The organism is Desulfofundulus thermobenzoicus, assembly GCF_009428905.1.
GTDB classification, from domain to species: Bacteria; Bacillota; Desulfotomaculia; order Desulfotomaculales; family Desulfovirgulaceae; genus Desulfofundulus_A; species Desulfofundulus_A thermobenzoicus.
The window spans coordinates 1-13967 of the sequence record NZ_WHYR01000033.1 but is presented as its reverse complement, the minus strand read 5'-3'; the positions used below and the strand labels follow the sequence as shown (position 1 = coordinate 13967).

Genomic DNA, 13967 nt, shown 5'->3' with positions numbered 1-13967 from the left:
GGCGAGATCAAAGGGTAAGGGGGTGGTCACCGGTGAATGAATATAAACTGGTAGTCGTGGTGGAAACTAGAGAACACGCCTACATCCGTTTGTTTGTGAACAATGTCCTGGCCAACCCCGAAGGGCTAATTCGTTTGACGCATGCCGAACTGGATCAGTTGTTCCGGGATCTCTTCAAGGGTTCCAAGGGCAAATGCATCAAGTGCCACTGTATTCATTCCCGTTAACCCGGTTTTAACATTTCTCTTCGACAGGGTAGCCTGTGAATCCTGCTGGTACTCAGGTACCATATGTATATGTAAATGAAGATGCGACTTCACTGAGAAGTCGCATCTGCTTTAGTTGCCCATATAATTCCCCAATTTGCATGTGGATTATAAAGGTCGCCGGACGATGTGCTTGCCTGCGGGGTGGGGTTCGCCCCTTACAATTACCCCGGCTATCCGGCAATTGAGAATTGCCTGCCGTTTCACACGCGCTCGCTTTCATGCCCGGCGGCAAGTAACGCCAAAAAGACATTATGGGTGTCCCGACGCCGCAGGCCCGGCCAAACCAGCCGGCTTGTTTTGCCGGAACAGTGCCCCCATCCGGGTTATTAACCGTGAATCAATGCAGGCAGGCAGCGGGTGCATACCCATAGGCTCTCCCCCTGGTAACGGCAGGGCATCAGGTAAACCCGGTCCTCGCTGCCGCCGCAACGGAAGCAGGTCTGGGTGATGTAGGTTTTACCGCGATTTTTCATATGCTCGTGCACCGCTTCCTCGGAAAAGGCCGGCGCTTCCCTTTCTTCGATGGTCAGAGCACCCACCGGGCAAACGCCGATACAGAAACCGGCACCGTCACAAAGCTCTTCCCTGACCACCTTTGCCTTACCGTCCACAATTTGAATGGCCCCCTCGGCGCAGGGGCTCACGCACAGGCCGCACCCGGTGCATTTTTCTTCATCTATCCGTACGATTTGACGTTTGGGCATCATCCACTCCTCCTTTAAAGCTCCTTATATTTGTGTATATCATAGCCCAAAAGAAATGAAGGCTCTGTGCGCCTGATCCCGGCAGAAATGTGATAATCATCACATAGTCTAATAACCATTCTTTTTCCATATATATCAAAAGAAGCACTGTTTGGCAAGTCTCATAACTTTAACAAAGAGTTTTCCGGCCCGTTCCTGGATAAATCAGACCATACCGGCACATATCCGGCCAACGAATCGAATGTCAATGGCATCCACAAAACAACAGGCAACTTTACCTGGCAGGGCCCGGCCGTGTACCCCATTTTACCGGCAGGTGGTGAAAAATGCTCCATCGCAGGGATACCATCCGCCTTTTTTGGACAGCCTGTGCCCTTTTATTCGTTTTCAGCATGATTGCCCGGCCGAAAACCGTATATGAAGGTGCGGTTTTCGGTTTATCCGCGTGGTGGAATATAGTATTTCCTTCCCTGCTCCCCTTTTTCATTGTTTCGGAGCTTTTAATGAATTTTGGTGTGGTGCACTTCATGGGCATTCTTTTAGAACCGGTGATGCGCCCCCTGTTTAACGTACCCGGTGCCGGTTCCTTTGTGCTGGCCATCGGTTACACCAGCGGCTACCCCATCGGAGCCATGGTTACCGCCCGCCTGCGGGAGCAGCGACTTTGTACACGCATCGAGGCCGAAAGGCTGATGTCTTTTACCAGCAATTCCAGCCCCCTGTTCATGCTGGTGGCGGTGGCCGTGGGCATGTTCCACGATCCCGCCCTGGGGCCCCTTGTGGCCGGCGCCCATTACCTGTCCAACCTGACCGTAGGCCTGTTCATGCGCTTCTACGGGCGCTGTGACCGGGAGTTCATCCCCCCACCGGCGGCCACAGGTCATATCGTTAAACGGGCCTTTGGTGAAATGTTTGCAAGACAACGTCAGGACAACCGCACCCTGGGCCAGATCATCGGAGATGCGGTTAAGAATGCCATCAATAACCTTTTAAACATCGGCGGTTTTATCATTCTTTTTGCCGTGATTATTCGCCTTCTGGCTGAAGCCGGTTTTATCGAAATGCTGGCCCGGGGATTGGGAGCCCTTTTCCTTCCCCTGGGGCTTTCTCCGAATGTGCTGCCGGCTCTGGCCAGCGGCCTTTTTGAAATGACCACGGGCACCAAAATGGCCGCGGAGGCAGCCGCCCCCCTGGCCCACCGGCTGGTGGCTGTGGCCATGATCCTGGCCTGGAGCGGATTTTCGGTGCAGGCCCAGGCTGCCAGCATGATTGCCGGCACCGATATCCGCATGGCGCCTTTTGTCCTGTCCAGGGTGGCCCACGCCATTCTGGCGGCAATTTATACCGCCATTCTCTTCGGTCCCGCCACCCCCCTGGCCAGGGCCGTTGTTCGGCCGGTTTTCGCTCCGGCGACCGGGGCCGGGGAAGAAATTTCCCTCTGGACCATCACCCATTTACCCCTGTTCATGTTCCTTTTCTTCCTGGCCGCCATCATTCTACTGGCCGCACTGGTGGTCATCCTTGGCCGTGTTCGTCTGTTTATTATCGGACCGCCCCACCGGGGCTAAAAATGGGATGGACCGCCTGCAGGCCGCCGGGGGACAAAAAAGGAAACGAGGCCGGGAAAGCACAGGACATGTGCTTTTTCTGGCGTGCGGACAGATCGGTTGATATTATTGACAAAGCGACCAATGATTGTTTATAATATTTTTAATAGAAATATATGGCTTTGGTGAACGGGTGGGAGGTATCTTCTGCCGGAAAACACGAAAGCATATAAATAAACCCGGCAGGGAAAACCGCCGGGTTAACTATTTTTATTACTTTTTTGGGAGGTGTCAGCGTGCGCATAGCCATGTTGCACTGGGCTTTCCCCCCCATTATCGGCGGGGTGGAAAGCCACCTGGCCATGCTGTGTCCGGAGCTGGTGCGCAGCGGCTGCCAGGTAAGCCTGCTCACCGGTTCGTCCCCTGCAGATGAAGAGTATTGCACCTGGCGGGGGATCAAAATCCGGCGCAGCCCGCTGATGGACTTGAACAATCTGGACCGGGAAACCATCAGGGCCAGGAGTGGGGACATTCGCCAGTTGATTGATGACTTTATCCAGCAAGCTCATCCGGATCTGATCCACGCCCACAACATGCACTATTTCAGCCCGGAACACCTGGACGCCCTGCTGGAAGTGAAATCCCGCCGGGGAATCCCCCTGGTGCTGACCGCACATAATGTCTGGACCGATTCCCTGTGGAAGGATATGTGCCGCCGGGCTGCCGGTTGGGATGCGGTTATTTCCGTCAGCCATTATATCAAGCAGGAACTGATCCGGGACGGTTACCCGGAGGATAAAATTACCGTGGTCCACCATGGCATTGACCTGGGGAGATTTACCCCGCCCACTGAAGCGGAGCGGGAAAAAGCTCTGGACAAATACCCGGAGTTAAAGGGCAGGCGGGTAATCTTCCATCCGGCGCGCATGAGCCTGGATAAAGGATGTCATATTAGTATCCGGGCCTTAAAACTGATTAAAGAGCAGTTTCCCGGGGCCATGCTGGTACTGGCGGGCACGAAAAAAACCGTGGACTGGCACGGCCGTCAGCCGGAAGAAGTTTCCTATATCCTGGGATTAATCCGCGAACTGAAACTGGAAAACAACGTTTTGATCCGTTTCTTTCCCTGGGACGAAATGCCCTGGATTTACCGGGCGGCGGAAATTTGCATCTATCCATCCTGCTTCGAAGAGCCCTTTGGCCTGACCATGCTGGAATCCCTGGCCACCGGACGGCCCATGATCGTCACCCGGGCCGGGGGTATGCCCGAGGTAGTTCAAGATGGGGAAAACGGCTACGTGATACCCATGCAGGACCCGGAAACCCTGGCCGACAGATGCCGCCGCCTGCTGGCGGACCGCAACCTGGCACGGATGATGGGTCTTAAGGGACGGCAGATGGTGGAGAAAAATTTCTCCCTGGAAATAATGACCGCCCGGACGCTGCAGGTTTACGGTGCAACCCTGGCCCGTTGCCTGCACAGGCAGATTGCCTGAGCGAGTCCTAACACAAGTTGAACAAGGGGGTAATACGGTGCTCGATATTACCCAGACGCCGGGGTTGATCACCCAGTCCTGCATGGCCCCGGAGGTGCTTAAAGAAGGGGAACTTTTTTTCATTTGTGGTCCCGAAGGGGAGGTTAATCATGAGCACCCCGGGGGGTTCGGCCTTTATTACCGGGACACCCGTTTTTTAAGCTGCCTGGAAACCCATCTGGAAGACGGCCATCTTTTATTTCTTTCGTCTTCCACCAAAGACAGCCATTTCGCCCAGTTCGAGCTGACCAACAGCGCCCTGACCAGGACCGATCATGTCATCCCCGCCCAGAGCCTCCACTTCCGGGCGTTACGGGTGATGGATCAAGCGTTGTTTCAACGCCTGCGGTTAATCAATTTCAATCCCATGCCGGTGATGATTTCGCTGCAGTTCACCCTGGGAGCGGATTTTCTGGATATTTTCGAAGTGCGGGGATTTGAGCGCAAACAACGGGGGCAGATGCTTCCCCCGGCCATCACCCGGGAGGGAGTTATTTTTGGCTACCGGGGAAGGGATAATCTTCCCCGGTACACCCGGGTTTCCTTTTCCCCCCACCCCGACGGCGTGGAGGTAAAAGGAAATCTGGCCACTGTTCGTTTTTCCCTCTCCCTTCCTCCCGGGCGCAAGGTTTACCTGTATATGCAAATAAAGCCTGTTATCGGCGAAGACACACCATCGTCCCCACCCGGCCGGGGCAAGGGAACCATTCCGGCCGGCTTCAGCCGGGCCATACGCAAAACCTATTTCCTGTATGGCCGGTGGAAGGAACAGTGCACCACCTTTAATAGCGACAATCTTTTTCTGGCCAATATGTTGCGCCGCAATGTTACCGATCTTTATGCCCTGAGCACCCACTACCCGGATCTGGGTACCATTGTCCAGGCCGGCATTCCCTGGTACGCAGCGCCCTTCGGCCGGGATGCATTGATCACCTCATGGCAGGCACTAATCATCAACCCCCAGATTGCCCGCCAGAGCCTGTATTTCCTGGCCCGCCTGCAGGGGCGGGAGGATAATCCCTGGCGGGATGAACAGCCGGGGAAAATATTGCATGAGCTGCGCCGGGGTGAGCTGGCGGCCTGTGGCGAAATCCCCCACACACCCTATTACGGTACGGTGGACGCCACCCCCTGGTTTATCATCCTGCTTTCTGAAACCTTACGCTGGACCGGCGATGAACAGTTGCTTACGGATCTGGCGTCCAACCTCTACCGGGCGGTGGAATGGTGCCGGAAATACGGGGATATGGACGGGGACGGATTTATTGAATATGCGGTCCGGTCGCCCCGGGGATTGACCAACCAGGGCTGGAAGGATTCCTGGGACGGGGTGATCGACCCCCGGGGGAACCTGCCCCGGGGGCCCATTGCTCTGGTGGAAGTGCAGGCCTATTATTATCTGGCTTTAAAACGGGCGGCGGAAATGGGCCGGATCCTGGGAAATACGGCATGGGCACAGGATCTGGAAAAAGAAGCGGAGCAATTAAAACAAAAATTTCTACAGGCCTTCTGGATGGAAGAGGAAGAATATCCGGCCTTTGCCCTGGACGGCGATAAAAATCCGGTGAGGACCATTGTTTCCAATGCTGGACACTGCCTTTTTACCGGCATCCTCCCCGAAGAGCTGGCTTTGAAGGTGATCCGGCGCCTCTTTACCACTGAAATGTACTCCGGGTGGGGAATCCGCACCATGGGGAAAACCATGGGGCCCTATAATCCCATGAGTTACCATAACGGCTCGGTGTGGCCCCACGACAATGCCATTATTGCCCTGGGGCTGCGTTGTTACCGGCAGTTCCATTCCCTGGAAAAGCTGGCCACCGGTCTTTATGAAGCGGCCATGTCCTTTCCCTACCACCGGCTGCCGGAGGTCTTTTGCGGCTTTACCCGGCGCGACGATGGAGGACCGGTCCACTACCCCACCGCCTGCGACCCCCAGGCCTGGGCGGTGGGAAGCATGCCCCTTTTGCTGCAGACCCTGCTGGGCATTTCCTGCCGGGGAGGGGAGGTGCGGGTATCGGCACCCCTGCTGCCTCCCTGGATACAGGAACTTCAGATCTGCAACCTGTCCGCAGGCACGGGAAAGGTGGATCTGGAGTTCACCCGCAAACAGGGCAGGACCTATTGCGGTGTACTGCGTGCCACGGAAAAGGCCCGGGTAATCATTGAAGGTTGAAATGACCCGGCCTTACTCACCGGCAGAAAAACCTGCCAGTATAAATGAAGGGGGCCCGGCCAGGGTCACTGACAACTTATCTTTAATTTAAAGTTGACAGCTGTTGTATCTATGGTATATTCTATAAAAAAAGGATTTTGAAGGAGGTGTTTGCCTTGCAAGGGAAAAGCAATCCTCAGATCGTGGTTATTTCCAACCGGGGGGCTTATGCTTTTCAGGAACGGGACAGGGAATTGATCCCCAAACGCACGGTAGGCGGGCTGGCCTCAGCCCTGGAGCCGGTGCTCACCGATTACGGCGGCACCTGGATCTCCTGGTGCGGCCGCCTGGATAAGCCGGACCTGGAACGGGGAATCAGGCTGGGTGTGCCGCCGGGAGAATCCCGCTATCATATCCAGGAAGTCCTCCTGACCCGGGAGGAGCATGATCTCTATTACCACGGCTTTTGCAACGCTGCCCTCTGGCCCCTCTGTCACCAGCTGACCGACCGCTGTTCGTTCCAAAAAAATTACTGGGAAGCTTACCGTAAAGTCAACCAGAAATTTGCCCGTGCCGCCCGTAATATAAAAAAGGAAAATCCCAGGGACATTTTCTGGATCCACGATTTCCACCTGTCCCTGGTACCCCAGTATTTACGGCACCAGTTACCGGATGCCCGGATCGCCTTTTTCTGGCACATACCCTTCCCGCCGGCAGATACTTTTCACATACTGCCGTGGAGCCGGCAAATTATCTACGGCCTGCTGGGTTGTAATGCCATTGCCTTTCACACCGACCAGTATGTTCAGAATTTCCTGGACGCTGTTTCCTTTTTTTACCCGGTGACCATCTTCCGGGAACAGGGATTGATCCTCTTCCGCAACCGCAAGATTTATGTACAGGCCCTGCCGGTGGGAATCAATTATCATCACTTTGAACAGCTGGCCGCCGACCCGCTGGTACGGGCCAGGGCGCAGGAAATCAGGCAATCCCTGGGAGCGGAAAAGATTATTTTAGGTGTTGACCGGCTGGATTATACCAAGGGCATCCCCCAGCGGTTGCAGGCCATGGCCTGTCTTCTGGAAAAATACCCCGGGTACAGGGGACGGGTCACCCTTTTGCAAATTGCCGTACCCACCCGCAACGGTATTGGCGAATATGGCGTTTTGAAAAAGGAAGTGGAACGGCTGGTGGGAGAAGTAAACGGCCGGTATGATCAGGGCCAGGGAGCCATACCCGTCCGTTACCGCCATGTGTCCCTGGACCAGGAAGAACTGGTGGCCCATTATCTGGCCGCGGACGTACTGCTGGTTACCGCCCTGCGGGACGGGCTGAACCTGGTGGCCAAGGAATTTGTGGCCTCCCGCATTGACGGCCGGGGGGTACTGGTTTTAAGCCCCTTTGCCGGGGCGGCCCGGGAACTGCAGGGAGCGCTGCTGGCCAACCCCTACGAGCCGTCCCACCTGGCCACAAGAATCAAGCTGGCCCTGGAGATGCCTTTAGCAGAACAGAAGAGCCGTTTGGAATCCCTGCGCCGGGTGGTCCGCAGCCGGGATGTGCGCTGGTGGTGGCAGAACAACCTCAAGCCGGTCAAGAGTCCTTATACCACCTTCACACCGGCCACCGGTATGGCCGGCGTTTCCCAGGGGGGACAGGCCACTTGATGGGGAAGACGCCGTCCCCCCTGACGCCGGATGGGTTGGCCGCCCTGGTCCGGGCACGGGAGCTTTTGCTCATGCTGGATTATGACGGCACCCTGGTGCCCATGGCACCCCTACCCCACCTGGCCACCCCGTCGCCGGAAATCCTGAATGCCCTGCAAAGGCTGGCCGGGACCCCCGGCCGGGTGGTGGCCGTAATCAGCGGCCGCAGGCTGGAGGAACTGCAGGTAATGTTGCCCCTGACCGGTCTCTATCTGGCCGGTACCCACGGAGCGGAATGGCGGGATCCCGGAGGCAGAATATACCGCCGGCTTGACCCCGCTTCATTTAAAAAAATGATGGATATTCTGGAAGCAATGGCTGTGGAATGCGTAAACGGGAAGGATGGCTTTCTTATAGAAAACAAGGGCCTATCCCTGGCCCTGCACTACCGCCGGGCCGAACCGGCTGCCGCTGTCGAAACTTTAAACAAATTCCACCGCCGGATTCTTCCCGTAATAAACAAACACGGGCTGGAAGTCCTGCCGGGCAGAAAAGTGGTGGAAATAAGGCCCCGGGGGGTGAATAAGGGAATAATGGTTCAATACCTCTGCCGCCGGTACCCGCAGGCATTTCCCCTGTATTTCGGAGACGACCGTACCGATGAAGATGCCTTTGCGGCCCTGGAAGGGGGCTGGGGTATCCTGGTTTCCCCCGCCCCCCGTCCCAGTGCCGCCACCTTTAGCCTGTCTTCCCCCCGTGAAGTGTACCGGGTGCTGTTGCTGTTAAACGGTAATGGACGGCCGGGGTGGCAATAAAGTCAGGCGGGGTGATCTGGTCCTGGAAAGCAGGCTGTCAAAGATCATCATTTCATCCCTGATGCCCCGGGTAATTAAAAAACGCTCCCTCACGGCCTCTTTGCCCCTTTTGCCCATCTCCCGGGCAAAGGCGGGGTTGAGCAGGAGGTACCTGATCCGTCTGGCCATTTCGGCAATGCCCTTTTCACCGGGGGAGATCAGGAAACCATTGTAGCCGTCCGTGATTTGACCGGGAATGCCGCCCACATCTCCGCCAATCACCGGTTTCTCCTTCCACATGGCTTCACTGACTGTCAAACCGAACCCTTCTTTGATGGATGGCTGCAGGATAATGGAAGCCGCCCTTTGAAAGGCGTTGATCTCCACATGGCTGTCCGGGGGCAGGTTCAACAGGAGCACATCCGACACGCCCCGGGCCTCTTCCTGCAGCCGGTGAAAGATGGCTTCATTTTCCGGGTCGTCGCTGGCCGTTCCACCCACCATCAACAGACGGCAGGGCAACTCCCTGCGCACCAGCCTGAATGCCTCCAGGGCAAAATGATGCCCTTTAAAGGGATCAAAGCGGGAAACCAGCAGGATAAGCGGTTTCTTATCCAGATCCTCCAGTCCGTATTTGTGACAGATAGCCCGGATGGTTTCCCCGGGCAGATCCCTGTTCTTTTCCGCCAGGGGATCTATGTAAGGCAGGATCACGGCCGGGGTTACCCCTTCCCAGGGAGGCAAAAATTTACCCGAGGAAAAGACAGCCAGATCGTATCTGGCAATCAGTCCTTCCAGGAAATGAAAAACATTCTCGTGTTCGTGGGATAGATGGATGTGGCAACGCCAGAGCCACTTCTGCCGCTGCCTGATTTCCGGTGAAATATATTCAATCAATCCGGCCGGCTGCGGGTCATGGATGAAGACAATTTCCGCGTCATCCCTGATCAGACCTGCATTGTTCCGGTTGGTCTCCCAGTAGATGCGGTGGCCGGAAAGATCCAGATCGTTATCCTTCCCCTGCAGGAAATTGTGCAGGGTTTTGGTATAGACAAAAAAGTCCGTTCCGGCCGTGATTACGTCCCAGCTCACATCCAGCCCCAGGCTTTTCTCAAAGGGAATGACCGAATACAGCATTTCCGCAACGCCACCGCCAAAACGGGCGGAATTGATCTGCTGGACCTTTACCCCCTGCAGGGCTTCGCCCAAACGATACAGCTCGCTCATTTTTTCCTGTCCCACGATGGAGGCGTAGGCGGCCAGACGCTCGGCGGAAAAGACGGGAGCCGTTCCCCTGGATTCCTGCAACATAGACACCTCTCCTTTATTTTGTCCCTTAAAATTGTGTACTGTATTGATTATTTTATAACATTTTATAACCGGGGCGGGAACACCTTCCCCCATTTACTATTGATTTGCTGAAAAGATCCCGTAATTGCTCCTGTGTTAGCATATGCAGCCAGTTTCAGGTATGTCTTTTCCCTTTCCGGGAGATGCTAAGCACACGTGAGACAGGCTTTAAAGTGGGTGAATGGCTTTGGCAGACCTGAAAACCTTTTTTCACCCCCGGTCGGTGGCCATTGTAGGCGCCTCCAAAAAACCGGGCAAGATCGGCAATGCCATTGTCAAAAATATGATCTCCTGCGGTTATCCGGGACGCATCTACCCGGTCAACCCCCGGGAGGAGGAAATTGAGGGCCTGCGGTGCTATCCCGGTATAACTGAAATTGGTGAAAGCGTGGATCTGGCGGTGGTGGCCGTGCCGGCCGGGCGAACCATTGCCGTGGCTCAGGAATGCGGCCTGGCCGGTGTGAAAAACCTGGTGGTCATTACGGCCGGATTTAAGGAAGTGGGCAGGGAAGGGCTGGTGCTGGAAAAGGAATTGACCCGCATTTGCAAAAGTTTTAAAATGAGTATGCTGGGACCCAACTGCGTGGGCATGATGGATACCCATGTACCCGTCAACGCTTCCTTTTCCGCCGTTTTTCCCAACCGGGGGAATATCGCCTTTATTTCCCAGAGTGGAGCCATGCTGGTGGCCATCCTGGACTGGAGCCTGACTGCCGGCATGGGTTTTTCCCATGTGGTCAGCCTGGGCAACAAGGCGGACCTAAATGAAGCCGATTTTATCGCCAACGCCGCCGGTGATCCCCATACAAAGGTAATTCTCTGTTATATTGAAGATGTGGCCCGGGGCAAACAGTTTCTGGAGGTGGCCCGGGCGGCCAGCCGGAAGAAACCGGTAATCATCCTGAAGAGCGGCACCAGTCAGGCCGGGGCCCAGGCCGCATCTTCCCACACGGGCGCCCTGGCCGGCAGTGATCTGGCTTATGAAACGGCCTTCCGGCAGAGTGGAGTGATTCGCGCCCGGACCATGGGTGAACTTTTCGATTTAGCTGTAGCCTTCGCCCACCAGCCCGTCCCGGCCGGCAACCGGGTGGCGGTCCTCACCAACGCCGGCGGCCCGGGTATTATAACCACGGACCAGATCGAAAAAAGCCACCTGGCCATGGCCCGCTTCAGCAAGGAGACCAGCACCGCCTTAAGGGAGAATCTGCCGCCCGAATCGGCCATCTACAACCCGGTGGATGTACTGGGGGACGCCGGCGTGGATCGTTATCGCTTTGCCCTGGAAAAGGTGCTGGATGACCGGAGCGTGGACAGCCTGGTGGTGCTGGTCTGCCCCACGGCGGTTACCGACCCGGAAAATATTGCCCGCACAGTGCTGGAGGCCCACCACAGGCACCCCGAAAAACCGGTCTTTGCCGCTTACATGGGCGGGAAAACCCTGGAAAGCGGGACCAAATTGCTTACCGCAGGGGGTATACCCTGCTTTACTTTCCCGGAACCGGCGGTCAACGTGATCCGGGGTATGGTTCACTACTCCCGGGTCCGTGCCCTGCCGGAGAAAGAGGAAGAAATGACTTTCCCCGAAATCAACCGGCAGCCGGTGGAAGAATTATTCCACCGGGTACGGGAAGAAGGCCGGTTGACCCTTCTGGGCAGCGAAGCCACCCGGGTGGCCGAAAATTACGGTATTAAAGTATCTCCCATGGTACTGGCCACCACCCCGGCCGAAGCCGCCGGTATGGCCCGGGAAATGGGCTTTCCCGTGGTCATGAAGGTGGCCTCACCGAAAATTTTGCACAAAACCGACGTGGGTGGGGTAAAAATTGGCTTGAACAGCCCGGAAGAAGTGAAGGAGGCCTTTATCCACATTACGGAAAACGTACAGCGTTACCTGCCCGATGTGGTTATCCACGGCATTGAGATACAAAAAATGATGCCCAAAGGCACGGAATTAATCATCGGCATGACCCGGGACGTGCAGTTCGGACCCCTGATTGCCTTTGGTCTGGGGGGTATTTATGTCAATTTATTGAAGGATGTTTCCTTCCGCTTGGCCGATGGTTTGACCCGCCGGGAAATTGCCGCCATGATTGCCGAAACAAAGGCCCACACCCTGTTACGGGGTTACCGGGGCGAAAAACCGGCCGATATGGACGCCCTGATCAATATGATTGGCCGGGTGGCCCGGTTGGTGACCGATTTCCCGCAAATCGCCGAGATGGATATCAATCCGGTTTTTGCCTATCCTGACGGGGCCTGTGCCCTGGATATCAAAATTACCATATCGTGAGGTGTGCACGGTGAAAAATCTTTATATCATGGGAACCGCCGGCAGCGGCAAAACAGCCATGGCCCTGGGCCTGGCCTTAAAACTGCGGGAACAGGGTTATCGGGTGGCCTACTTTAAGCCGGTGGGGCATCCCACCGGTGTGGTGGACCAGCACGACGAGGATGCCCTGTTGATGCGTGAACTGCTGCACCTGGAGCATCCCCCGGAGGTAATCGTGCCTTTTATTGCCGGCCCGTCCTACCTGTCGGGCTACCGGCAGTGTGAAACCCTGGACCACATCCTTTCCTGCTACCGCCGGATTGCAGAGGGCGCCGATGTGGTAATCATCGGTGGAGCCAGCTTCCCCCATATAATGGGTTGCCTGGGCCTGGATGCCGTAACCCTGGCCGGAAAACTGGAGGCCAGGGTGCTGTTCATGATTCGGATTGAAAATGACTTCAGCCTGGATCAGGCCATTTTTATCAACAGCTATCTGGAACGCTGCGGCATACCCCTGGTGGGCAATGTTTTCAACAATGTCCCCCGTCCCCTGCAGGCCAAGACCGAAGGCATTTACCAATCCATATTGAGGGAAAGGGGATACCGCACCCTGGGTATCATCCCCAGGCGGAGTGAAATCGCCTCTCCCACGGTGGCCGAGTTTTACGACGTACTGGGAGGGGAAATCCTGACGGGAGAAGAAGAAATGGACCGGCTGGTCGAGGACGTGGTCATTGGTGCCATGACCATTGAAAGCGCCCTGGGCTATTTGCGCCGCTCACCCAACAAGGCGGTAATCACCGGCGGTGACCGGGCGGACATGGCCCTGGCCGCACTGGAAACCAGTACCTCGGTCATTATCCTCACCGGAGGCCTGTATCCCGACGTAAAGGTCATTGCCCGGGCGGCCGAAAAAAGGGTGCCCGTAATCCTGGTCCATTACGATACCTTTACCACCATTGAAAAGGTGACCGTGGTCAGCCGGCGCATACGTCCGGATGATAAAAAAAGCATCGCCCTGGTTCAGGAAAATATTGAAAAATACTGTGACTGGCCGGCCATTCGCGAGGCGTTGCAGGACTAGCCCTCCTCCACCCGGGAGCCGGCTTCTCCTGTAGTGCCCAGGCCCTGCAATTCGGCCCGGCCACTGCGAATTTGGGACATAATCTGCTCCAGCTTTTTTTCCAGCCCTTCCAGAATCTCATCGGCATATTCCCGGGCACCCTTTTTGATCTCCCGGGCCACCTGTTCGGCCTTGCCCATAATTTCATCGGCCATTGCTCTGGCGTGACGAACCACTTCGCTTTCTTCGGCCCGTTTTTCCAGCTGTTTCTGGGCGTCTTCCAGCAACCGGCCCGCTTCCTTACGGGTGTCCGACAGCACCTTTTCCCGTTCCTGAATTACCCAGCGGGCCTGGCGAATTTCTTCGGGCAGAGTGGTCCGAATGCGATCCAGATAGTCAAGCAACCGGTCCTCGTCCACCAGTACCCGCCGGGTCATGGGAATCCTGGGGCTGTTTTCAATTAATTCCTCCAGTTCGTTTAATACGTTAAAAAACTCCACCGGTATATATCCCTGGTTCAAATAACTTAACAATTCCTGATACACTGTACCATTTCTTGTTAAGCGGCCTCCCCATGACCAGGCTTTACACCTCCGTGGAAATATTTCCTGGGGTGACAGAGAGACCTCGGCCCCGGG

At 56.0% G+C, this 13967-nt stretch carries 11 protein-coding genes; 8 read left to right on the top strand and 3 right to left on the bottom strand.

All coding sequences use genetic code 11. From position 1 onward, the window contains the following. Nucleotides 1-32: 32 nt before the first annotated feature. A complete protein-coding gene (locus GFC01_RS11955) occupies nt 33-227 on the top strand; it encodes a hypothetical protein (protein ID WP_341473940.1) in 195 nt (64 codons plus the stop codon). A 368-nt stretch (nt 228-595) separates the two neighbouring features. Here the strand turns inward: GFC01_RS11955 and GFC01_RS11950 are convergent, their stop codons facing one another. Continuing rightward, on the bottom strand, nt 596-973 hold the full coding sequence (locus tag GFC01_RS11950) for an ATP-binding protein (protein WP_152947352.1): 378 nt from the start codon (nt 971-973) through the stop codon (nt 596-598). Between the two features lie 326 nt (nt 974-1299). Here GFC01_RS11950 and ylbJ point away from each other — a divergent pair, with 326 nt between their 5' ends. From ylbJ to otsB, 5 genes are all read left to right on the top strand, one after another. Then, nucleotides 1300-2541 carry a sporulation integral membrane protein YlbJ gene (gene ylbJ, locus GFC01_RS11945; protein ID WP_152947351.1) on the top strand — a complete coding sequence of 414 codons (1242 nt, stop codon included), beginning with the start codon at nt 1300-1302 and terminating at the stop codon, nt 2539-2541. A 275-nt stretch (nt 2542-2816) separates the two neighbouring features. Then, nucleotides 2817-4016 carry a glycosyltransferase family 4 protein gene (locus GFC01_RS11940; protein WP_341473939.1) on the top strand — a complete coding sequence of 400 codons (1200 nt, stop codon included), beginning with the start codon at nt 2817-2819 and terminating at the stop codon, nt 4014-4016. 37 nt (nt 4017-4053) lie between these two features. After that, nucleotides 4054-6231 carry an amylo-alpha-1,6-glucosidase gene (locus GFC01_RS11935; protein ID WP_341473938.1) on the top strand — a complete coding sequence of 726 codons (2178 nt, stop codon included), beginning with the start codon at nt 4054-4056 and terminating at the stop codon, nt 6229-6231. Nucleotides 6232-6386: 155 nt separating this feature from the next. Continuing rightward, nucleotides 6387-7874: an alpha,alpha-trehalose-phosphate synthase (UDP-forming) gene (locus GFC01_RS11930; protein WP_194174929.1), complete on the top strand. Its 1488-nt coding sequence runs from the start codon at nt 6387-6389 to the stop codon at nt 7872-7874. After that, nucleotides 7874-8668: a trehalose-phosphatase gene (otsB, locus tag GFC01_RS11925; protein ID WP_243137536.1), complete on the top strand. Its 795-nt coding sequence runs from the start codon at nt 7874-7876 to the stop codon at nt 8666-8668. Before GFC01_RS11930 ends, otsB begins: the two co-directional genes overlap by 1 nt. Here the strand turns inward: otsB and GFC01_RS11920 are convergent. Continuing rightward, nucleotides 8636-9958, bottom strand: a complete 1323-nt coding sequence (locus GFC01_RS11920; RefSeq protein WP_194174927.1) for a glycosyltransferase — start codon at nt 9956-9958, stop codon at nt 8636-8638. The two genes, otsB and GFC01_RS11920, sit on opposite strands and share 33 nt — an antisense overlap. Before the next feature lie 226 nt (nt 9959-10184). Here GFC01_RS11920 and acs point away from each other — a divergent pair, with 226 nt between their 5' ends. Further along, on the top strand, nt 10185-12287 hold the full coding sequence (gene acs, locus GFC01_RS11915; protein WP_152947375.1) for an acetate--CoA ligase alpha subunit: 2103 nt from the start codon (nt 10185-10187) through the stop codon (nt 12285-12287). Between the two features lie 10 nt (nt 12288-12297). Beyond that, entirely contained in the window at nt 12298-13350 is a 1053-nt protein-coding gene (locus tag GFC01_RS11910) for a phosphotransacetylase family protein (RefSeq protein ID WP_341473937.1), read from the top strand. On the opposite strand, the gene GFC01_RS11905 is transcribed toward GFC01_RS11910, so the two are convergent. Next, nucleotides 13347-13829, bottom strand: a complete 483-nt coding sequence (locus GFC01_RS11905) for an ATPase (RefSeq protein WP_341473943.1) — start codon at nt 13827-13829, stop codon at nt 13347-13349. The two genes, GFC01_RS11910 and GFC01_RS11905, sit on opposite strands and share 4 nt — an antisense overlap. Nucleotides 13830-13967: the final 138 nt, after the last annotated feature.